Origin of the sequence: Polynucleobacter sp. MG-27-Goln-C1, from assembly GCF_018881905.1 — a bacterium.
In the GTDB taxonomy this organism is placed as follows: domain Bacteria; phylum Pseudomonadota; class Gammaproteobacteria; order Burkholderiales; family Burkholderiaceae; genus Polynucleobacter.
The window spans coordinates 155,097-176,562 of record NZ_JACVPM010000001.1; the positions used below are offsets into that span (position 1 = coordinate 155,097).

Annotated in this window: 23 protein-coding genes; 16 read left to right on the forward strand and 7 right to left on the reverse strand. The window is 46.1% G+C overall.

The window, feature by feature from the left end; all coding sequences use genetic code 11:
- The first annotated feature begins 4 nt into the window (after window positions 1-4).
- From ICN14_RS00825 to ICN14_RS00835, 3 genes are read left to right on the forward strand one after another with little or no spacing between them, the layout of a single operon-like run.
- Window positions 5-616 (forward strand): fumarate hydratase C-terminal domain-containing protein, encoded by a 612-nt coding sequence (locus ICN14_RS00825; protein WP_216180469.1) that lies wholly within the window; start codon window positions 5-7, stop codon window positions 614-616.
- Window positions 613-2,331: an L-aspartate oxidase gene (locus ICN14_RS00830; RefSeq protein WP_216224166.1), complete on the forward strand. Its 1,719-nt coding sequence runs from the start codon at window positions 613-615 to the stop codon at window positions 2,329-2,331. The genes ICN14_RS00825 and ICN14_RS00830 overlap by 4 nt, the downstream gene beginning before the upstream one ends.
- A gap of 11 nt (window positions 2,332-2,342) precedes the next feature.
- Window positions 2,343-3,086 (forward strand): sulfite exporter TauE/SafE family protein, encoded by a 744-nt coding sequence (locus ICN14_RS00835; protein ID WP_216224168.1) that lies wholly within the window; start codon window positions 2,343-2,345, stop codon window positions 3,084-3,086.
- A gap of 68 nt (window positions 3,087-3,154) precedes the next feature.
- Here ICN14_RS00835 and ICN14_RS00840 read toward each other — a convergent pair whose 3' ends face one another.
- Window positions 3,155-4,141: a tripartite tricarboxylate transporter substrate binding protein gene (locus tag ICN14_RS00840; RefSeq protein WP_216224170.1), complete on the reverse strand. Its 987-nt coding sequence runs from the start codon at window positions 4,139-4,141 to the stop codon at window positions 3,155-3,157.
- Between the two features lie 302 nt (window positions 4,142-4,443).
- Between ICN14_RS00840 and ICN14_RS00845 the strand changes: the two genes are divergently transcribed.
- The 7 genes from ICN14_RS00845 (at window position 4,444) to ICN14_RS00875 (ending at window position 10,580) form a co-directional block, all read left to right on the forward strand.
- Entirely contained in the window at window positions 4,444-5,454 is a 1,011-nt protein-coding gene (locus ICN14_RS00845) for an Ldh family oxidoreductase (protein WP_216224171.1), read from the forward strand.
- A 32-nt stretch (window positions 5,455-5,486) separates the two neighbouring features.
- Window positions 5,487-5,768: an SAF domain-containing protein gene (locus ICN14_RS00850; protein ID WP_015421504.1), complete on the forward strand. Its 282-nt coding sequence runs from the start codon at window positions 5,487-5,489 to the stop codon at window positions 5,766-5,768.
- Between the two features lie 42 nt (window positions 5,769-5,810).
- Window positions 5,811-6,983 carry a UxaA family hydrolase gene (locus ICN14_RS00855; RefSeq protein WP_216180479.1) on the forward strand — a complete coding sequence of 391 codons (1,173 nt, stop codon included), beginning with the start codon at window positions 5,811-5,813 and terminating at the stop codon, window positions 6,981-6,983.
- Window positions 6,984-6,992: 9 nt separating this feature from the next.
- Window positions 6,993-7,712: a GntR family transcriptional regulator gene (locus ICN14_RS00860; RefSeq protein WP_216224172.1), complete on the forward strand. Its 720-nt coding sequence runs from the start codon at window positions 6,993-6,995 to the stop codon at window positions 7,710-7,712.
- Window positions 7,684-8,709 carry a YeiH family protein gene (locus tag ICN14_RS00865; protein ID WP_255535907.1) on the forward strand — a complete coding sequence of 342 codons (1,026 nt, stop codon included), beginning with the start codon at window positions 7,684-7,686 and terminating at the stop codon, window positions 8,707-8,709. Before ICN14_RS00860 ends, ICN14_RS00865 begins: the two co-directional genes overlap by 29 nt.
- 85 nt (window positions 8,710-8,794) lie before the next feature.
- Window positions 8,795-10,054: a sulfite dehydrogenase gene (soxC, locus tag ICN14_RS00870; RefSeq protein ID WP_216224173.1), complete on the forward strand. Its 1,260-nt coding sequence runs from the start codon at window positions 8,795-8,797 to the stop codon at window positions 10,052-10,054.
- Entirely contained in the window at window positions 10,044-10,580 is a 537-nt protein-coding gene (locus tag ICN14_RS00875) for a c-type cytochrome (RefSeq protein ID WP_255535908.1), read from the forward strand. The genes soxC and ICN14_RS00875 overlap by 11 nt, the downstream gene beginning before the upstream one ends.
- Before the next feature lie 19 nt (window positions 10,581-10,599).
- Here the strand turns inward: ICN14_RS00875 and ICN14_RS00880 are convergent, their stop codons facing one another.
- Together ICN14_RS00880 and ICN14_RS00885 are read right to left on the reverse strand one after the other, a co-directional pair.
- A complete protein-coding gene (locus ICN14_RS00880) occupies window positions 10,600-10,764 on the reverse strand; it encodes a hypothetical protein (protein WP_216225047.1) in 165 nt (54 codons plus the stop codon).
- A 107-nt stretch (window positions 10,765-10,871) separates the two neighbouring features.
- The gene (locus ICN14_RS00885; protein ID WP_215333516.1) at window positions 10,872-11,648 is read right to left on the reverse strand and encodes a ferredoxin--NADP reductase; all 777 of its coding nucleotides are present in this window, start codon (window positions 11,646-11,648) and stop codon (window positions 10,872-10,874) included.
- 149 nt (window positions 11,649-11,797) lie between these two features.
- On the opposite strand from ICN14_RS00885, the gene ICN14_RS00890 reads away from it, so the two are divergent.
- The 3 genes from ICN14_RS00890 to ICN14_RS00900 are packed head-to-tail and all read left to right on the forward strand — an operon-like array spanning window position 11,798 to window position 13,077.
- Entirely contained in the window at window positions 11,798-12,070 is a 273-nt protein-coding gene (locus tag ICN14_RS00890) for a hypothetical protein (RefSeq protein ID WP_216224175.1), read from the forward strand.
- A 40-nt stretch (window positions 12,071-12,110) separates the two neighbouring features.
- Complete coding sequence (locus tag ICN14_RS00895; protein ID WP_216224176.1) at window positions 12,111-12,596, forward strand: isoprenylcysteine carboxylmethyltransferase family protein; 486 nt, start codon at window positions 12,111-12,113, stop codon at window positions 12,594-12,596.
- 28 nt (window positions 12,597-12,624) lie between these two features.
- On the forward strand, window positions 12,625-13,077 hold the full coding sequence (locus tag ICN14_RS00900) for an OsmC family protein (RefSeq protein WP_216224177.1): 453 nt from the start codon (window positions 12,625-12,627) through the stop codon (window positions 13,075-13,077).
- 84 nt (window positions 13,078-13,161) lie between these two features.
- Here ICN14_RS00900 and lysS read toward each other — a convergent pair whose 3' ends face one another.
- From lysS to ICN14_RS00920, 4 genes are all read right to left on the reverse strand, one after another.
- Window positions 13,162-14,718, reverse strand: coding sequence for a lysine--tRNA ligase (lysS, locus tag ICN14_RS00905; RefSeq protein WP_216224178.1), 1,557 nt, complete (start codon window positions 14,716-14,718; stop codon window positions 13,162-13,164).
- A 34-nt stretch (window positions 14,719-14,752) separates the two neighbouring features.
- A protein-coding gene (prfB, locus tag ICN14_RS00910) for a peptide chain release factor 2 (protein WP_216180522.1) occupies window positions 14,753-15,857 on the reverse strand; the annotation gives its coding sequence in 2 pieces (ribosomal slippage) (window positions 14,753-15,775 and window positions 15,777-15,857; 1,104 coding nt in all).
- 28 nt (window positions 15,858-15,885) lie between these two features.
- On the reverse strand, window positions 15,886-17,631 hold the full coding sequence (gene recJ, locus ICN14_RS00915; RefSeq protein WP_216224180.1) for a single-stranded-DNA-specific exonuclease RecJ: 1,746 nt from the start codon (window positions 17,629-17,631) through the stop codon (window positions 15,886-15,888).
- A complete protein-coding gene (locus ICN14_RS00920; protein WP_255535909.1) occupies window positions 17,628-18,587 on the reverse strand; it encodes a hypothetical protein in 960 nt (319 codons plus the stop codon). Before ICN14_RS00920 ends, recJ begins: the two co-directional genes overlap by 4 nt.
- Window positions 18,588-18,657: 70 nt before the next feature.
- Between ICN14_RS00920 and ICN14_RS00925 the strand changes: the two genes are divergently transcribed.
- The 3 genes from ICN14_RS00925 to ICN14_RS00935 are packed head-to-tail and all read left to right on the forward strand — an operon-like array spanning window position 18,658 to window position 21,462.
- Window positions 18,658-19,917, forward strand: a complete 1,260-nt coding sequence (locus tag ICN14_RS00925; RefSeq protein ID WP_216224943.1) for a lipoprotein-releasing ABC transporter permease subunit — start codon at window positions 18,658-18,660, stop codon at window positions 19,915-19,917.
- Complete coding sequence (locus ICN14_RS00930; protein WP_216224184.1) at window positions 19,910-20,605, forward strand: ABC transporter ATP-binding protein; 696 nt, start codon at window positions 19,910-19,912, stop codon at window positions 20,603-20,605. Before ICN14_RS00925 ends, ICN14_RS00930 begins: the two co-directional genes overlap by 8 nt.
- Window positions 20,602-21,462: a TatD family hydrolase gene (locus ICN14_RS00935; RefSeq protein ID WP_216224186.1), complete on the forward strand. Its 861-nt coding sequence runs from the start codon at window positions 20,602-20,604 to the stop codon at window positions 21,460-21,462. The genes ICN14_RS00930 and ICN14_RS00935 overlap by 4 nt, the downstream gene beginning before the upstream one ends.
- The last annotated feature ends 4 nt before the right edge of the window (window positions 21,463-21,466 follow it).

Sequence of the window (21,466 nt, forward strand, 5' to 3'; positions counted from 1 at the left end):
AACGATGGCCCATTACTACCTGCCAACCCCTGTTAGCGAAGCTGATATTCGTAAGCTACGTATTAATGACACAGTGACACTTCAAAACACTTTGTTTGGGATTCGGGATGCTACGCAGATTCACCTATTTGATAAGGGTCGGAAAACCCGCTTTGATCTTAATGGTCATGCCGTCATTCATACGGCGCCGAATGTGCGCAAGGTACCTGTGAGTGAGGAGTTTCCAGCCGGATATCAACCCATCTGCATTGGCACCACCACCTCAGATCGAATGGAGCGCTTCACTCGACCTTTGATGACTGAGAATGGAGTGCGCATGATTGTAGGTAAGGGCGGTATGCGCGAAGGATCTGCGGCAGCCTTTCAGGAAATCGGTGGTGTTTACCTTGCGATTATTGGCGGCACAGCGGCGCTAGAGACAACTTGGATTGAGCAAATAGAAGATGTCGATATGGATGATCTCAATCCAGAATCCCTCTGGCGCTTCAAGATTAAGGACTTTGGCCCTTTGCTAGTAGCAATGGATAGCCACGGTGGCAGCATTTATCAAGAAGTAAAAAGCGATGTTGCTCGCAATAAAGAGGCTGTATTAAAGAGCCTGGGAATTGCATCATGAATATCACCACTCTTGAAACTGATATCCTGATTCTGGGTTCTGGCGGTGCAGGACTATTTGCAGCTCTACACGCACATCAAACTAATCCAGATCTTCATATCACTATTGCAGTAAAAGGACTTCTAGGTAAATGTGGCTGCACTCGGATGGTACAGGGTGGTTATAACGTTGCGCTGGCAGAAGGTGACTCTGTTGAGCGTCACTTTATGGATACGATTGAAGGCGGTAAATGGCTATCTGATCAAGAATTGGCATGGACCTTAGTTAATAAGGCTGTCGAACGCATTCATGAACTTGAGAATGAGCTCGGATGTTTCTTTGATCGCAATCCAGATGGAACGGTGCATCAAAAAGCATTTGCTGGGCAAACCTTTGACCGCACAGTTCATAAGGGAGATTTGACGGGCATTGAAATTATCAGTCGATTGGCTGAGCAAGTTTGGGCGAGAGGAATTCATCGTCTTGAGGAATATCGGGCACTTGAGCTAATTCACAGTGCTGATGGAAAGTCTCTCGCTGGAGTGCTGATGCTCAATATGCAGACTGGTGAATTCACGCTGGTACGAGCTAAGGCAGTGCTCTTGGCTACAGGTGGCGGCCCCACAATGTATAAGTACCATACGCCTTCAGGAGATAAGAGTTGTGATGGCTTAGCTATGGCACTGCGTGCTGGTCTTACATTACGCGATATGGAAATGGTGCAGTTTCATCCAACCGGCTTGTTAGCAGGACCTGGGACTAGGATGACTGGAACTGTTCTTGAGGAGGGGCTGCGTGGCGCGGGCGGATATTTGCTTAATGGCAATCAAGAGCGCTTTATGGGTAACTACGATCCCCGTAATGAACGCGCTACCCGAGATATTGTTTCTCGCTCCATTAATTCTGAGATCAGGGCGGGCAGAGCCACCCCTAATGGCGGTGTCTATATTCAGATGAGCCACCTTGGGCCTGATAACGTCCGTAAGCAATTTAAAGGCATGGTCGAGCGGTGTGCCGATAGTGGCTTTGACTTGGCTGGAGATCTTGTGGAGGTTGTTCCAACTGCACATTACATGATGGGCGGATTGATATTTAAGGCGGACTGCAGCACCGAGTTACCAGGTTTATTTGCGGCAGGTGAAGACACTGGAGGAGTGCACGGAGCCAATCGCCTAGGTGGTAATGGCGTCGCTAACTCCACTGTATTTGGCGGTATTGCTGGTGAAGAAATGGCGAAGTGGGTTGTGTCCCACAAATTGCAAGAGTGCAATATGGATGAGGTACGCGCCAGTATCAAGGCTCATGAGGCTCCATTAGAGAGGCCCGCAGGCGATATTGAACTGATTCGCGATGCTCTGGCAGAGTGTATGTGGGATGACGTAGGTATCTCAAGAACAAAAGAGAGTTTGCTCCGAGCTCGTGCCAAGCTTGATCAGCTTGGTCAGCAGTTACATAAAATTGGTGTAGGTGATATCCAAAGAGAATACAGCATTACATGGCAGGATTGGATGAATTTAAATAATCTGATCTTGGTAAGTAAGTCGGTAACCGAGGCTGCGCTTTCTCGTGAAAACTCTCGAGGAGCTCACTATCGCGATGATTTTCCTCAGCCCGGCTCTTTGGAGGAGTCTTATTTCACAGCAGTTCAATTGGGTGAAGATGGGTTAGACATCAAAAATAGACCAGTTCAATTTACGATGATTAAACCTGGCGAGACTATTTTGGTAGAGGCCTAATCATTTTTGAATTGATTGAGCCGGCCTCATTTGCGCTAGCAACTCTAATCGTTCTTTGCGCATTCTTCATCTTTGGAGTTTCTGGGTTTGGCTCATCAATAGTCTCTGTGCCTTTATTGGTTCAGATGTATCCGCTGAAAGTTGTAGTGCCAATGATGGTGATCATTGATATCTGCGCTTCGCTGTATGTGGGTAGAAAGTCATCTGGTGATGCCAATATTCAAGAGTTGAAGTGGCTATTTCCTTTCAGCTTAATCGGTATGGTCTTGGGGATATTTTTATTGGTAAAGGCCCCGAGCGAGCCTTTGTTACTGATCCTTGGAATCTTTGCAGCTATTAATGGTTTGCGTGTTTTGGCTCAGAGAAATGTCGAGGCTCGAGATCCAATAAATAAATGGTGGGCAGTGCCATTTGGTTTTTTTGGCGGCGCATTTACAGCTCTTTTTGCTACGGGCGGGCCGGTATATGTCTCTTATCTAGGTTTAAGAATTAATAATCCTAAGGTACTTCGCGCAACCATGGCCTTCGCCATTTTTATGTTGACATTCTTGAGGCTTACTCTGATGTTGGTAACCGGTCTAATCCTGAGTTGGGAGGTTATAGGCCTCGCCATTTTCTTAATGCCAGTCGCATTTTTGGGTATATGGACAGGCTCGCATGTTCATACCAAGTTGAGCAATATGTCCATGCGGATAGCCTACGGCTCTATATTGGTGTTTGCCGGTTCAATGTTGTTGCTGAGACAGCTTGCATAAAACCATCAACCATTAGGAAATAAAAAAGCGAGGAAGAATCCTCGCTTTTTTCATACTGCTATGAATCATTACTGGGCACTAATATTGCGACCCTTAATCACTTTCTCCCAGTTTGCAGACTCAGCTTTAATCTGAGCATCAAAGTCTTTCTGAGAATTCACTACTGGAGTTAAGCCGTTGAGCTCTAAACTCTTTTTCATCGCTTCTGAGCTCACTGCCTTTACCGTAGCATCGTAAATCTTATCGGTGATCGCTTTTGGAGTGTTGGCAGGGGCAATCAAGCCAAACCAGCCCGTGCTTTCAAATCCAGGAATACCACTTTCAGCGACGGTAGGGACATCGGGAAGTTGCTTAACGCGCTTAGCACTGGTAACAGCGATCGGCTTAATTTGCCCAGTTTTTGCAAATCCAGTTGCAGCTGTCAAGTTGCCAACCATGAAATCAATTTGCCCAGCCACTAGATCATTAATGGCAGCAGACTCACCTTTATAAGGTACATGTGTTGCTGGGATATTGGCAGAGTAGGTGAGATTTTCACCAGCCATGTGCACTTGGCTGCCGATACCTGCGGAACCAAAATTGAGATCTTTAGTTTTAGCGTAGGTGATAAATTCATTTAAATTTTTAACGGGTAATTTAGTGCTTACTGACAGCAACATTGGACCGCTGGCAACGTTAGTGATGTTCACAAAATCTTTGCTGTAATTCACTGGCAATTTTTTATACAAGTTAGGGTTAACTGTGAGCATACTTCCAGAGGCAAGCATGATGGTGTAACCGTCAGCAGGTGATTGCGCTACAAATTCAGCTGCGATATTGCCGCCCGCGCCGCCTTTGTTTTCAACGATGACGTTCTGTCCTAGGTCTTTTGTTAATTGCTGAGCCAAGAGTCTGCCAAGAATATCGGTAGTTCCTCCAGCTGCAAATGGGATGACTAATTTAATTGGTTTAGTAGGCCAGGATTGCGCTGTTGCTAATTGAGGTAGTGCAAGGGTGAGTGCGCCAGCAAGTAAAACTAAACGTCTACTTAACTTATATTTCTGAATCTTCAACATAGGTGACCTCCAGTGGAAATTTGATCTTTGTATCTTAGCTACTTAGTTATCAAAAAAATATACTCAATTGCTATTTAATAGTTATATGCATATTCATTACTACTGTCTCCTCCACCCACTATATTGCGCCACTTTGTATTCGTTGCGCCGCACAATGAATTGATTCTTGCAAGATATCTAAATCATCTATATGATTCAGATATGTCAGTTATTTTGTTCCCTAAAGCTAAGGCTAGTCAAGCCCTGAAAACCCTGCGTTTTGATGGCTCGATTCTGCTTACTTTTTCCCATAGGGGGCATGCATGAATCTCAGCTATCAGGAATTGCTTAATCTGGCGGATTCAGGCCTGAGGGCTGCAGGTATTGGCGCAAAGGCGGCCCATGAAACGGCGCAATTTTTGGCTTTAGCTGAGCTAGACGGCCTTGCATCCCATGGCCTCGCACGGGTAGCTCAATATGCTGGCCATGCTAAAAATGGCCGCATTGAACTGGATCCGAAGTTGAAGGTTCGGCCATTCAAGACAGCAGCAGCATTAGTTGACGCGCGTGATGGCCTCGCTTTTCCTGCACTTCGCTTTGCTACCGACCTCTCCGTGAATTTAGCTTCAAAAAATGGCCTTGGTTTGGTGTCGGTTACCAATAGCCATCATTTTGGCGTTGCGGGTCATTACGTTGAGGCTGCTGCAAGAGCCGGCTACATCTCATTGTTATTTGGCAACACTCCAGCGGCAATGCCAATGGTTGGTGGTGCGAAAGCTATTTTTGGGACCAATCCTTTGGCTGCCGCTTTCCCAATTTCTGGTGGCGATCCTTTGGTTATCGATATGTCACTTTCTGCGGTTGCCCGCGGAAAATTATTGGTCGCAGCAAAAAATGGCCAGCAGATCCCCGAAGGTTGGGCATTGACTGCTGACGGTAAGCCAACCACTGATCCTCAAGAAGGCTTGAAGGGTCTGATGGTGCCTCTGGGCGGTGATAAAGGGGCTTTACTTGCTCTGATCGTTGAATTGCTGGTGGTCGGGCTTTCTGGCAGTAGATTTTCCTACGAGGCAGATTCTTTTTTTGATCCAAAAGGCAATCGCCCGCGGATTGGTCAGTTGATATTGACGATTGATCCTGGCTTGGCAGGCGCATCTGTTTTTGCTGCTCGAATCCAAGATTTTTTACAAGTTTTAAGTGCTGATGCTGGGACTCGTCTTCCTGGCCAGCGTCGCTTTAAGCAGCGTGCCACGGGGTTAAAAGATGGTGTCACAGTTTCAGATGTAGTTGTAGAGGAAATTCAGACTGGTATCCGCCAGTCATGGACTGAGTAGTTTTTATAAACGAGATTATTGAGGAGATAGTAATGATCCACTTTGTCGTGCATGAGCCAGCAGATGGCGTAGGTGTAGTGGTAGTTGAGGGTGTTAAAGCCGGAACCGACTTGATTGGTTGGGTAATGGATGGTGACCTTACTTTAAATATCAAATCTGAAAGTGATATTCCAATTGGTCACAAAATTTCATTGAACGATTTCAAGCCAGGTGACACGGTAATGAAATACGGCGTTGATATTGGAAAAGTGGTAGCCCCAATTAAAAAAGGTGAGCACCTCCACGTCCAAAACGTAAAAACTAAGCGCTGGTAATCCAGCCCCCTTACCTACCTATTCATTGAGAGAGATATAAAAATGACTAATTTGAAAGACGCAACCTTTTTAGGTTATCGCCGTGAAAACGGACGCATGGGTATTCGCAATCATGTATTGATTTTGCCTTTAGATGACTTGTCTAACGCAGCCTGCGAAGCAGTAGCAAATAACATCAAAGGAACGATGGCAATTCCTCATTCCTATGGTCGTTTACAGTTTGGAGCTGACTTAGATTTGCATTTCCGCACTTTGATTGGAACTGGTTGCAATCCAAACGTGGCAGCAGTAGTGGTGATTGGTATTGAGCCACAGTGGACAAAAATTATTGTCGATGGCATCAAGGCATCAGGTAAGCCAGTTGAGGGATTCTGGATTGAAGGTAATGGCGATACAGCAACGATTGCCTCTGCCAGCAAAGCTGCATATAGCATGATGAAGCATGCATCTAAGCAAAAACGCGTTTCTGCTCCTCTTTCAGAGTTGTGGGTTTCTACAAAATGCGGTGAATCTGACACGACTTCTGGTTGCGGTGCAAATCCAACTGTCGGCGATGCTTTCGATAAGCTTTATGGAATTGGTTCTACCTTGGTATTTGGTGAGACTACCGAATTGACTGGTGGCGAACATTTAGTTGAGGCACGTTGCCGCACTCCTGAGGTGAAGAAGAAGTTCCGTGAGATGTTTGATCGTTACCAAGATGTGATTGAGCGTCATAAGACGAGCGATCTATCTGACTCTCAGCCAACCAAAGGCAATATTGCAGGTGGTTTAACAACCATCGAAGAGAAGGCTTTGGGCAATATCCAAAAAATCGGTAAGAAATGTATTGTGGATAGCGTGCTTGATAAGGGTGAAGAGCCAACTATTCCTGGACTGCATTTCATGGACTCATCATCAGCTGCTGCTGAAATGGTCACCTTGTGTGCAGCTGCTGGCTTTACAGCTCACTTCTTCCCAACAGGGCAGGGTAACGTGATTGGTAATGCAATTCTTCCAGTAATTAAGATTTGCGCTAATCCAAAGACTGTTCGCACTATGGGTGAGCATATCGACGTTGATGTGTCAGGCTTATTGCGTCGTGAAGAGAATATGGATGATGCAGGCAACAAGTTGTTAGATTGTTTGAAGCGTACAGCCGATGGTGAATTGACTGCTTCTGAGATTCTCGGTCATCGTGAGTTTGTATTGACTCGTTTATACGAATCAGCATAAGACTGCAGCATGAGAAACCTGACCGCTTATCAAGAAGTTAAGCAAAAGATCACCGAGGATCTGGTCAGGGGTCGCTATCCTATGGGGCAGGCATTGCCTGCCGAAAAGGATTTATCAAAAGAGTTAGATGTATCTATAGGAACCCTGCGCAAGGCGGTGGATGAGTTGGTCGCGGAAGGTATCGTGGTTCGGCGCCAAGGCAGGGGTACCTATGTTGTTGAGCATGATCTCAAAAGGCTTTTATATTATTTTTTCCATATCGTAAAACACGATGCTGAAAAAAAGGTTTACCCAAAAGTTGAACTGGTTTCCTTAAATAGCGCTTCCGCCAATAAAGAAGAGGCAGGCAAGCTGGAAATTAAAGAGGGGTCGCCTGTTTGGAGGGTGACTAATCGCCTTTCTTTGGAAGGGCAGTGCGTCATGATCGATCAGATCACGCTAGATAAGCAAAGATTTAAAGATTTAACCCGATCGGACTTCATTGATCGTAAGGGCAGTATTTATCAGATGTATCAAATGGAATACGGTCAGACCGTTGTGCGTAGTAGCGAGCGTTTGCGAGCTGGGCTAGCTGGTAAGCAGCATGGCGATTGGCTTGGATTGAGCCCAGATGCCCCGGTCATTGTTATCCGAAGAGTGGCGCTCGGTATCCAGGATGAACCTTTGGAATGGCGCGTCTCCACTTTAAATACTACTCAACATGAGTATTTTAGTGAATTGGTCGCTTAGTTTTATGCTGACTAACACTCGAAAAAATATTCCAGGACTTTTAGTCTGCTTGGTCATCGCTATGTCGACCAGCTTTCTTTCTGAGAACTATGGTGGTCCACAGTTGTTATATGCCTTGCTGATCGGCTTATCACTTCATTTTCTATATCTCAATGAGACGGTTAAACCGGGAATCGATTTCTGCGCGAAAACAGTTTTACGTTTAGGTGTTGCATTCCTAGGTATCCGCATTACATTTGCTGATATTGGCGCAATCGGTTGGAATACCGGGTTAATGGTGATGTTTGCCGTTGGCACGACGGTATGTCTTGGCTTCTTCCTTGCCAAGCTATTGAGGCTGTCTCCTGACTTTGGTCTGATCGCAGGTGGGTCTGTAGGCATTTGCGGGGCATCTGCAGCTTTGGCAGTTGCCTCAGTTCTTCCAAAAACAAAAGAGAATGAGCGCTTTACTTTGCTCGTAGTGGTTGGGGTAACTGTTCTTTCAACTATTGCAATGGTGGTGTATCCCTTTGCTCTACAGTTACTCAATATTACCGATTTACCTGCAGGCATCTTTTTAGGTGCAACCATTCATGATGTTGCGCAGGTAGTTGCTGCTGGTATGTTATTTGGCCCTGAGGCGGGCGATGTAGCTACGGTTGTTAAGCTATTCCGAGTTGCGCTGCTATTGCCGGTAGTTTTATTTATTTCTATTTTCTTTGGCGCTGAAAAATCGTCTCAACGCTTAGGTTGGGGAAGTTTGCGTCTGATACCAACCTTCCTATTAGGATTTGTTGCCTTATCTGTTGTTGCATCCATGCAGATTTTGCCAAGCTCTATAACTCACTCTATTGGTGGCATATCTCGCTGGATGCTCGTGATTGCTATCGGCGCTGCTGGGCTAAAAACAAACTTTCAGGAGTTAGCAAAGCTCGGCTGGCAACCGGTTGTGATGTTGGTAGTGGAAACCCTATTTATTGCTTCAATAGGCTTAATTTTTATCCTGAATCTAGCTTAACGTCATTGCCAATCAGTATTTAGTCGGTATTCTCTAAAAAATGCGTTCTTAATTGATGCGTGTATTTTAAAAAGGTGAGCTACCTATGTCGGACAAAAGCAATATTTCTAACCGTCGTAAATTTCTTAAAAATTCTGCTGGTGTAGGTGCGAGCCTTGGTGCTGCAATGGTCTCTGGCAATGCCTTAAGTCAAACCTCACCCAGTGAATTTTTGGAAGTTGATCCATGGACCAAGGTGCAGGGTTCGACTTTCATTAATCCACCTTATGGATTGCCTTCAAAATACGAGAAGAATGTAGTTCGAGTCTTGCCATCTCCTGCCCCAACATTTTTAACTGGATCGCGGACGCCATTGCAAAACCTGCATGGCATCATCACGCCAAATGGACTCTTCTTTGAGAGGCATCACGCTGGCGTGCCGGATATTAATCCCGATCAGCATCGCTTAGTCATTCATGGCATGGTGGATAGACCTCTGATGCTATCCATGGAAGACATTGTTCGGTTCCCATCGGAATCTCGTATTTATTTTCTAGAGTGCTCTGGCAATAGTGCCGCTGAGTTAAAAAAGGCAAGCGGTAAAACTGCCCAAGAGATCCATGGGCTACTTTCTTGTTGTGAGTGGACTGGAGTTCGTTTATCTACCATTCTTCAGGAGTGTGGAGTTCAACCAGGTGCTACATGGGCTTTAGCGGAAGGTGCGGATGGGGCTGCAATGACTCGAAGTATTCCGATGAGCAAGATGATGGACGATGCTTTATTGGTATATGCCCAGAATGGTGAGATGTTACGAGCGGAGCAAGGATATCCACTGCGCCTTTTCTTGCCGGGATTTGAAGGCAATATGAGTATTAAGTGGTTAAGACGGATTAAATTAGGTACCGAGCCCTGGCAAACACGTGAAGAAACGTCTGCTTATACCGACTTACAAAAGGATGGCAAGGCTCAGCAATTTACGTTTGCAATGGACGTGAAGTCTGTTATTACGCAACCATCCGGCATGATGAAGCTCAAGTCCAAGGGATTCTATGAGGTTTCGGGTGTTGCTTGGTCTGGCAATGGAAAAATTAAAAAGGTTGAGGTATCAACCGATGGCGGAAAGTCTTGGGGTGATGCCATTTTGCAAGAGCCGGTCATGGATAAGTCTTTGGTGCGCTTTCGCTATCCCTGGGTTTGGAATGGTGAACCGACAGTGTTTATGAGTCGAGCGATCGACTCTAGTGGTGATACTCAGCCAAGCATGGAAGCTTTATTAAAAGTGAAGAGCCCTAATAGTTTTTATCACAACAATGCAATTCAGCCATGGCGTGTTGCTGCTAACGGGGAGATTACAAATGGTCGTTAAATCTTTTGTGAAACTTCCTCTAGCCATAGCATTGGCTGGGGTTTTAGCGGCATGTACCAGCGGATATCACACGACTGGACCAGTTGGCCTTGGTAAGCCAGTTACTGAAAACCAAATCAAAGCGTGGAATATTGACATTGGCCCAAGCGGTGCAGGTTTACCGGCCGGATCTGGAACGGCTGCAACAGGTGAAATTATTTATCAGCAAAAATGTTCATCCTGTCATGGTGATAAGGGGCAGGGTGGAATTGCTAATCGATTGGTTGGTGGAGGCCAGCTTAATACAGATAAGCCAGTTAAGACAGTAGGTAGTTTTTGGCCTTACTCCACAACTATATTTGATTACGTAAGAAGAGCTATGCCGCATCAAGCTCCGCAATCACTCACCGATGATCAGGTGTATGCCTTAACTGCTTATATCTTATATATGAATAAGATTGTTTCAAAGGACGAGGTAATGAATGCGAACTCATTGCCGTTGGTAAAGATGCCAAATCGAGATGGATTTATTCCGATCGTAAAGTAGTTATCTGTATTGAGTTTGCTTAAGCGTAAGAGTCCTCAAACTCTTCCATCTTGATAGTAGTCATCAAGAACAGAATTCTGCGCTGGAAACTTTTGCGCTCACTGACATTCTCATGGGGCAGCTGATCATGCTGGCGCAGTAGTTGAGTAATGATTGGGTTGTAGTGTTCGCGTACGGGTGACATCTCGTTTCCTTGGTAAATATCTCGTTATGGATAATTTACCAAGGCATCTATATATCCACAAGGAATATATAGCGATATCTAAATTACTTTTAGATATATAAGGCAGATTACTTTTCTACGAATGCCCGTTCGAATACGTAGTCGCCTAGCTGACCCAAGCTGGGGGATACCTTGAAGCCTTTGGCATCCAGCATCTCAGCAGTTTCTTTCAGCATAGATGGGCTACCGCAGATCATCGCGCGATCGACTGCTGGATCTAGTGGGGGTAGGCCAATATCTTTAAAGAGTTGCCCAGATTCAATGGCGGTAGTTAAGCGACCGGTGTGCTTAAAAGCCTCACGTGTCACGGTTGGGTAGTAGATTAATTTCTCGCGAATGATTTCACCGATGTATTCGTCTTGAGTGAGTTCATTCTTAATGTAGTCGGCATAGGCTAGTTCGCTTACCAAGCGCACACCATGAATCAGGACGACTTTTTCAAACTTCTCGTACGTATCTGGATCGCGAATGATGCTCATAAATGGCGCTAATCCTGTGCCAGTGCTAAATAAGTAGAGATGTTTTCCTGGGTTTAGATCGTCAATTACTAGGGTGCCAACAGATTTTTCGCTCACCAAAATAGGGTCACCAACCTGAATCTTCTGGAGGCGGGAGGTAAGTGGGCCATCTTGAACCTTGATACTCAAAAACTCTAAATGCTCTTCATAGTTAGGGCTTGCCACACTATAGGCGCGAACCAATGGCTTACCTTCAACCTCTAAGCCAATCATCAAAAAATGGCCGCTACGAAAGCGCAGACCTTTGTTTCTGGTGGTGGTAAAGCTAAAGAGGGTGTCGTTCCAGTGATGGACTGTGAGGACGGTTTCGGTGTTGTAGGCTGCCATAAATGCTTAATAATGAGGTGTAAACCTCAATTATCCCCATTCTTGGGATGGTTCTATAGATAAAAAAGTATTTAGCTTATAAAAAGGGATTCTTTTACTTATGCTCGCCAGTTCCCTATGATCATTTCATACCCAATCGAAAGAGTCATATGTCTACTAAGCCTGCCATCCAGAAGTCTTTATTTCTGACCATCATCCAGATATTTCTGGGTTTGGCCCTGTTGAGCCTGTCTACTCATCTAGCGTTGGAAAGCTCTCTCTATCTTGAGGTCCTTAATCAGAGCGGCCTGAATCAATACCATGCCTTTGGCGTGCTGGTTTGCCTAAGTTTTATTTCAGGCGTGTTTCTTATTGCGCAGCATGTCCTCACACAAGATCAGGCCAGTATTGATGATCACTTTATTCGGGCCCTGAACTACTAAAGGAAGATAGACTGTGGTCTTATCTCTATAAGGTCACAATATGAATTCATCGCGCCATAAATCTATCTTCGAGAGAGGTGCGTGGTATGTGGTGGTTCAGGGAATCTTGATTGGTCTGATCTTATTCGGACCCCAGGGATTTCCTCTCATCACCTCGGAGCCTCTCACTACCATTCTTCAATCCTGTGGCATTGCCATTGGTTTGCTAGCCTGTTTAATTATGGCAATTGCAGTAATTAATCTAGGTAAAAATCTCACTCCCTTACCTTGCCCCAAAGATGATGCTGTCCTGATTCAGATTGGCTCATACCAATATGTTCGTCACCCGATTTATTTCGGAGTGCTATTGGCGGCTCTGGCCTGGCTACTCATTTTCCCTGGGCTCTATATATTGGCTTATTCGATCTGCTTATTTGTATTGTTTGACATCAAAGCTAGGCGAGAGGAGATGTGGTTAGTAGAGCGTTTCCCAAACTACCGCGACTATCAGACTAGAGTCAAAAAATTAATCCCTGGCATCTATTAATATAGAGTTTTAAGTTATTGGAGCATCTATGAGTGGCGAACCTTCCGTAAGACTTGTCCAGCAAGCTGATTATCAATTTGCTATTTATTACAACGAAGAGCGCGATCCTATTTATGGGGATGAGCCGCCGCCATTAGGTAGATCTCAAGGCGCCACACCGTCACAGTTTTTATTGGCTGGAGTGGCTAATTGCCTATCTGATTCTTTGCTATTTGCATTAAGAAAGTTCAAGCAGAATCCTGAGCCAATCGAAACTAAAGCCAGTTGCGAGATTGGTAGAAATGTAGAAAACCGCCTGCGTATTCTGGCAATCCAGGTAGAGATTCGTATTGGTGTGCCAGGAAAGACTTTGGAAAACCTTGATCGCGTATTGGCGCAATTTCAAGATTTCTGCACTGTATCTTCTAGTGTCAGTCTGGGTATTCCGGTCAATGTTACGGTAATCGATAGCGAGAATACGAAGTTATATCCCGCTACCTAAGTATCTATCAGTTGCATAAAGAAAAAAGCCGCAGAGCTTAAATTCTGCGGCTTTTGTATTTCTAGGTAGTGCTAGTCGGACTAATTATTCTTCTTCGCGACGCAGATGTGGGAAGAGAATGACATCACGAATATTGGGCGCGTCAGTCAACAACATGACTAGGCGGTCAATACCGATACCGCAACCACCTGTTGGAGGCATGCCGTATTCCAGCGCGCGAATGAAGTCATGGTCAAAGTACATTGCCTCTTCGTCGCCGGCTTCTTTTTGCTCTACTTGTTTGCGGAAGCGATTGGCTTGATCTTCTGCATCATTTAACTCTGAGAAGCCGTTGGCAATCTCGCGACCGGTAATGAATAATTCAAAACGCTCGGTAATGCCAGGGCGTGTATCGGATTCACGAGCTAGAGGGCTTACTTCGATTGGGTAATCGATGATGTAAGTTGGCTCCCACAGGTGTGACTCGGCAACCAATTCAAATAAGGCTAATTGAAGGGCGCCAATACCAGCATTCTTTAAAGTAGGGGAATCTGGATTCTCACCACCTTTTTTCAGCTCAGCACGAATAAATGCTGCATTTTCTAATTGGGCTGGCTCATAGCTCTTATTGGACTGGCCGCAATACTTCAGAATTGCTTCGGTAATAGTTAAGCGCTGAAATGGCTTGCTCAAATCCAGTTCACGACCTTGGTGGGTCAATACAGCAGTGCCTTGGGCATCCATTGCGGCAGAACGAATTAAGCTTTCCGTAAAATCCATCAACCAACGGTAATCCGTATAGGCCGCATAGAACTCCATCATCGTGAATTCTGGGTTGTGACGTGGGCTAACGCCCTCGTTACGGAAATTGCGGTTAATTTCAAAGACACGTTCAAAGCCGCCAACTACCAAGCGCTTCAAATATAGCTCTGGTGCAATACGCAAGAACATCTGCATATCTAAAGCATTGTGGTGTGTGATGAAAGGTTTTGCTGTAGCGCCACCAGGAATCGGGTGGAGCATTGGTGTTTCGACTTCCATGAAGTCTGCATCCAGCATGTGGCGACGCAAGGAAGCGATCGTATTGCTACGCGCTCTGAAAGTATTGCGACTCTCGGGATTCACAATCAAATCAACATAACGTTGACGGTACTTGGTCTCTAAATCTGAGAGGCCATGAAATTTATCTGGAAGAGGGCGCAAGGATTTGCTTAGGAGACGTAGATTGCTACATTCAACTGAGAGCTCACCCTTATTGGTTTTAAATAGATTCCCTTCAGCAGAGATAAAGTCACCCATATCCCAGTGCTTAAAAGCACCATGGGTATCTGCACCACTGATTTCATCGTTGATGTAGAACTGAATCTGACCACTGCGATCTTGAATAGTCGCAAAGCTGGCCTTACCCATCACGCGCTTCAGCACCATGCGGCCGGCAACTTTGACATGTACCTTTTTGGCAGCCAATTCTTCTTTGGTGAGGCTGTCGTAGTGGGTGTGGAGATCAGCCGCTAAGTGGGTTGGCACGAAGTCATTTGGAAAGGCTACTCCGCCTTCGCGTAACTTGGCTAATTTCTCGCGACGCTCAGCAATGATGTGGTTTTCATCAACAGCTTCAGTAGCTGCAGCTTGGTTAGGATTGGAGTTCACTTGATCGTTCATATGGAATATTAATAACTGGAATAGAGGTAATGAATCAAACGCCTTGCTTCAGGCTAGCTTCAATAAAGGCATCGAGATCACCATCCAATACCTTTTGTGTATTGGAGATCTCAACGTTAGTACGCAAGTCTTTAATGCGACTTTGATCCAGAACATAGGAGCGGATCTGATGACCCCAACCCACATCGGTTTTGCTGGCTTCAAGCTTGTCCTGTTCAGCGCGACGCTTTTGCATCTCGTGCTCATATAGACGTGACTTCAACATCGTCATGGCTTCAGCTCTATTACGGTGTTGGCTTCGGTCGTTCTGACACTGAACCACAATTCCGGTTGGAAGGTGGGTTAAACGAACCGCTGAGTCAGTTTTGTTAATGTGCTGACCACCTGCACCGGAGGCGCGGTAGGTGTCGGTACGAATGTCTGCTGGATTAACGTCAATCTCAATCGAGTCATCAATCTCTGGATATACATAGATGCTGGCAAAAGAAGTATGTCGACCATTGGATGAGTCAAATGGTGACTTACGGACTAAACGGTGAACACCAGTCTCTGAACGGAGATGGCCGTATGCATACTCACCATCTACCTTGATAGTCGCGCTCTTAATGCCCGCGACATCGCCATCAGATTCTTCTAAGATTTCTGTCTTGTAGCCTTTGCGCTCGCAATATTTAAGGTATTGGCGCAGGAGAATGCTAGCCCAATCACAAGCCTCTGTTCCGCCAGCACCTGCTTGAACATCAATAAAGCAACTGCATGAATCCATTTCGTTATGGAACATACGGCGAAACTCAAGATCATGGATGATCTTGCTATAGCTCTCAACGTCTTGTTCGATCGCACCAATCGTTTCAAAATCACTTTCTTCTTTAGCCATGTCGAATAATTCGAGGGCACCAGTGATGTTGCTATTTAAATCGGTGAGGGTGGCAACAACGCCATCGAGCAATTTCTTTTCTTTGCCGAGGGCTTGTGCTTTCTTTTGATCATCCCAGATAGTGGGATCTTCAAGAATAGAGTTAACTTCAGTAAGGCGTCGTGACTTTACTTCGAAGTCAAAGATACCCCCGAAGTGCTTGCTCACGAGTGAGCAGATCGGACAGGGTATTTGAAATAATATTGAGTTGTTCGGCTTCCATCCCCTAATTATAAGGGGGTTATTGCGACTCAGCCCTCGTCGTGGGCCTCAATCATGAGTTGCACACGTGCCTGCCCTTGAAAGCGGTCTGTCACTAGGCGATAGGCCAGCTTGGCCTTGGCTGGTAAGGGCTGGGTCCGATTGAACCAAACCCCTGTAAATGGTTTGCTAGCCAGTTGACCATCTCCAATGGGGCGAAGCTGCAAACGCAGATGTTTTTCTTTCATGAGGCTTTGTTGCCCAACTTCGAATTCCCCATAAAAAATCGGCTGAGGAAAGCCTTGGCCCCAGATTTCTTCAGCAAGGAGGTCCCCAGTTTCGGGTGTGAATTCAGAAAGATCGAGCGAGCCATCATGAATGTGGCGACGCACTAACAATTCATCGTCCAGTAAGTCATTAGCAACTTGCTGAAACACCGTATCAAACTTTTCAAAATCGGCTTTTCTAATGCTCAGACCTGCCGCCATAGCATGACCACCAAATTTAAGAATCAGACCTGGCTCACGCTTGGAGACAATATCCAAGGCGTCGCGTAGATGAAAGCCTGTTAGCGATCTACCGGAGCCGCGTAATTCTTCTCCACTAGCGCCATCAGCGGGAGCAAAAACAATTGCAGGGCGATTGAAGCGCTCCTTAAGGCGTGAAGCTACGATGCCAACAACGCCTTGATGCCATTCTTTATTCCAAAGACAAATGCTCGAACGCTCTGCCATTGTTCCTGCCAACTGATCCTCAGCAAGGTGGGCGAGAGCGGCTTCTTGCATACCACCTTCAATCACGCGTCGCTCGCGATTAATGCGATCAAGCTCATAAGCCAGCTCGACGGCTTCTTCTGTCTTATCGCTCAGCAAGAGACGAATACCCAGAGTCATGTCCGCTAAGCGTCCAGCAGCATTCAGGCGAGGTCCAATAGCAAAACCTAAGTCAAAGGTATTAGCTTTGCGAGGATCTCGTACAGCCGCTTGAAACAGTGCTTGAATACCTGCTTGTGAAACTCCGGCACGAATGCGCTTCAAGCCATTGGAAACCAAAATGCGATTATTACGATCGAGCTGCGCCACATCTGCGACGGTTCCCAAGGCTACAAGATCGAGTAGGTTCTCAATTTTGGGTTGAGTCTCTGCAGTGAATTTGCCGCGCTGACGAAGCTCTGCACGCAGAGCAACCAATAAATAGAACATTACCCCCACACCCGCAAGCGCTTTGCTTGGAAAAGTGCAGCCAGGCTGATTAGGATTGACGATTGCAGTAGCTTTGGGTAATCGATCACCAGGCAGATGATGGTCAGTCACAATCACTTCCATTCCTAGCTCGCGAGCTCGATCTACACCAGCTTCACTAGCAATGCCGTTATCCACTGTGATGAGATATTTCGGTTTGGGGATTTGTTGAGCGGCCAGCTCTACTACCTCTGGAGTTAAGCCGTAGCCCATCGTAAAACGGTTTGGCACCAAGAACTGAATCGGGGTATCTACACCACCCAGCATCTTCAAGCCGCGGAGCGCAACAGCGCAAGCAGTAGCGCCATCGCAGTCATAGTCAGCCACTACCAGCATCGACTCCTTACGCTCCAGAATATCGGCTAGCAGGGCTGCAGTGCTGATGCAGTTCTTTAACTCCACTGGGGAGAGTAGTTGCTTCAGATCTAAAGAGAGTTCATCTGGTTTATCAATGCCACGGGCTGCATACAGCCTGGCTAGCAATGGATGTAGGCCACTTTGCTGTAACCAGCTAGCCGTCCTATCAGAGAAGGGGCGCTTGGAAAATATGCTCATGCTGAAATGATTTCTTTCCAAGTTAAAGGCTCTGATTTTTTCCAGAATGCCCATGACTTTTTATTCAAGTCTTTGGCCGTAAAGATTCTGTGGCGAGTCTGACCCTTAGGAAAATCGATGATTTCAATTTCTTCTAACTCACGACTCAAAAGAGTTCTTCTTAAGTCATCCCAAATACTTTCGGGTCGATCAATCCACGCAAAGGTATTTTGCAGTTTTGAAAAATCAATTTCATTCTGTTGTGGGACTTCAAGGTAATTAGCCAACCCAGTTAGGAGGGGATGATTTCCATATATCTGATTTACATTCTTCAGTAATGTAGGAATCTGAATATCAGCCAGCTTGCCAATACCGCTAATCCAAAGGGAGTTAATACTTGGCAGTCCGCGTTGTGCACGTTCTTCATTCACAGGATCAATGTGCCAGAGCATTTGAATTTCATTTTGAAGTTTGCGCCAAATCTTAGCGATACCAACTTCGCTAGTATCGCGCGGCATCCACCAATCAATATTGCGACCATGCGCCTGATCAATAGAGTGTGTTGCTAAGCTAACAAATGGCCCCGCTGGAATGAACCAATCACGTTGTCCTTGGAATATGACTTTGTTACCAAAATCCTCTTCGATAAAAGGGAGTGCAACCTCTAGCAACTTGGCGGATTCATTTGCTGTCAGATCAATCTGACTTTGAGCCATTAGGATTAAATGATCTCTGGTAGCGTGAAAATGGATCGGCTGGAGGCAGGCAATAGTTTCATTTGGGTTGACTGCTAAATCACTCTGACCTAAGAGCAAGACTGGGGCTATTGGTAAACGATCACCCAATAGAAAGCGCTCTTGCGGTAATCCGCTGGGCGGAGCATTCTGCTCAAATCCAGCGTCAAGAGCATCTTCCCCTGACACCATAAGGGTAAAGCGTCGCGAAGCGCTTGTTTGGGAGGTCAAATTAGCAGTCATTCCCCTGATTTTAGGTGGCATTTACAGAATCCATCGGTTTGCTCATTTAATTCACTAAACTGTAGCTATGTTGAGACTTCCTATTGAGCTAGAAATTGGCCTGCGCTATACCCGATCCAAGCGTCGTAAGACAGTGGGTAAGCGTGATGGCTTTCTCTCTTTTATTTCCGGAATCTCTACCGCAGGCATTGCTTTAGGCGTTGCAGCCTTGATTGTGGTTCTCTCAGTCATGAATGGCTTTCAGAAGGAAGTGCGCGACCGCATGCTGTCCGTACTCTCCCATATTGAAATTACCGCCCCAGATGGTTTGGCTAATTGGCAGCCGATTGCGCTGAAGGTGGCTGCTCAGCCCCACGTAGTTGGTGTCGCCCCAATGGTGAGTTCCCAAGGCTTGTTGAGCCGGGAGAACGTCATGCGTGGCGTGGCTATTCGCGGTGTATTGCCAAGTGAAGAGGGTAAGGTTTCTGATTTACCAAAGCAGTTCGTTGCTGGCAGTATTGAAGATCTCAAGCCGGGCGCTTTCGGGGTTGCCTTGGGTGCACAGCTTGCCAATATTGTTGGTGCGCGTGTGGGTGATCGTATTAATTTGATCGTGCCAGAAAGTGATCTCACACCTGCAGGGGCCATGCCCAGAATGCGAACACTGCAAGTGGTTGGCATTGTGGATAGCGGCCATTATGAATATGACAGTTCCTTGGCGATCATGCATTGGAAAGATGCCGCTGCTTTATTACGCTTGCAAGACCCATCCGGTTTACGAGTGAAGGTGGATGATATGCAGCGTGCCCCAGAAATTGCCGCTGAATTAGCCCAGGTAGTTCCGCAAGCTTTATGGGTCAGCGATTGGTCACGTTCTAACCGAAATTGGTTTGCTGCTGTTCAAACCGAAAGAAAGATGATGTTCATCATCCTCACATTAATTATTGCTGTAGCTGCATTTAATTTAGTCTCTACCTTAGTGATGACCGTAAACGAGAAGCAAGCCGACATTGCGATCTTAAGAACTATGGGTGCAAGCCCAGGACTTATTCAGCGGATCTTCTTAGTGCAAGGCTTAGCGATTGGCTTGCTAGGCTCTCTAGCAGGTGTTGGCCTGGGTCTTCTAATTGCATTAAATATCGATGTGATCGTTCCGGCCATTGAAGCGATCTTCCGCGTGCGCTTCTTGCCACGCGATGTGTACTTTATTAGTGAGTTACCTTCGGATGTTCGCTTGTCTGATGTGGTTACGGTTGGCTTGATGGCCTTTGGTCTCTCTGTATTGGCCACCTTGTATCCAAGTCGCCGTGCCGCCCAAGTTCAGCCTGCGGAGGCATTGCGCTATGAGTAATTCCAATCCAATCATTCTGAGTGCTTCAGGTCTAGCAAAGACCTATGGCAAAGGTACAACAGCGGTTCATGTCCTTCAGGAAATTGATTTGCAGGTGAGTGCTTCTGAGAAAGTTGCCATCGTAGGGTCTTCTGGTTCAGGAAAAAGCACCTTATTGCATCTATTGGGTGGTTTAGATACACCGAGCGCAGGCACAGTGATATTGGCCGGAGAGAATCTCCATAAGCTGCCCGTTAGAAAATTAGATCAACTGCGTAACCACAGTCTAGGATTTATTTATCAATTCCATCATCTCTTAGATGAGTTCAGCGCCGTTGAGAATGTAGCATTACCTTTACGTATTCGTGGACTGAGCAACGAAGAGTCTATGGAGCGAGCAAACACAATGTTGCATGCAGTTGGCTTAGCAAAGCGAGTTCAGCACACACCAGGTGAGCTATCTGGTGGCGAACGTCAACGTGTTGCAGTCGCCCGCGCATTAGTGGGAAATCCCTCTTGCGTCTTGGCTGATGAGCCAACGGGTAATCTCGATACTGAAACTGCCGATGGCGTATTTGACTTGATGTTGGATATTGCTCGTGAGCAGGGCACCGCTTTTGTGATCGTGACCCATGATCCTATTCGCGCAAAGCGTTGTGACCGGATTTTGCATTTAGAGCGCGGAGTATTAAAGACATTCGCGCAATGAGCGATGCCAGTACAGGGCTCGCATGGGTTGATACCCATTGCCATCTAGATGCGCCAGAATTCAGAGATACTCTTTCAGAAATCGTTTTAAGAGCATCGAGTAAGGGTGTTAAAGCCCTATTGATGCCCACGGTTCAAGCTTCTGATTGGGATCAAGCTAAAAAATTAGCAAACCAATACGGCAATCAAATTCCAGGTTTGGTCTATACGCTAGGCATTCATCCTTTGTATATCAATCAAGCCCAAGACAGTGATGTTGATATTCTTAAAAATCAAATCGAGCAATCATTGGATGATCCGCGATTTGTAGGTATTGGTGAGATTGGTTTAGATTATTTTGTTGAGGGCCTAGATCCTCAGCGCCAAGAGTATTTCTTCCACAAGCAACTCGATTTGGCTCAGCAATTTCAGTTGCCAGTGATTTTGCATGTGCGTCGTTCACAAGATGCCATTCTCAAGGCTCTGAGTAAAAGAAGAGTCCCCAGTGGCATAGCGCATGCTTTTAATGGTAGTCATCAGCAAGCTGAGCAATTTATTGAGCTAGGTTTCAAGCTGGGTTTTGGTGGCGCTGCAACCTATGATCGTGCGTTACAAATTCGCCGACTCTTACAAGATCTGCCATCGGACAGCATTGTTACCGAAACTGATGCGCCGGATATTCCGCCGGCTTGGCTTAAGGAGGAGGGCGGTCGATTTAATGAGCCAGCCTTACTCCCCAGAATAGCTCGGCAATTGGCTGGCATTCGGGGCATTGGTGAAAAAGAGTTTTCAAAGGCAGTTTGGCAAAATGCCATGCAAGCATTACCCCGTTGGTCATCTCTAATGACTGGCAACCCAAACCCACAATCCGCTTCCTAAGAAC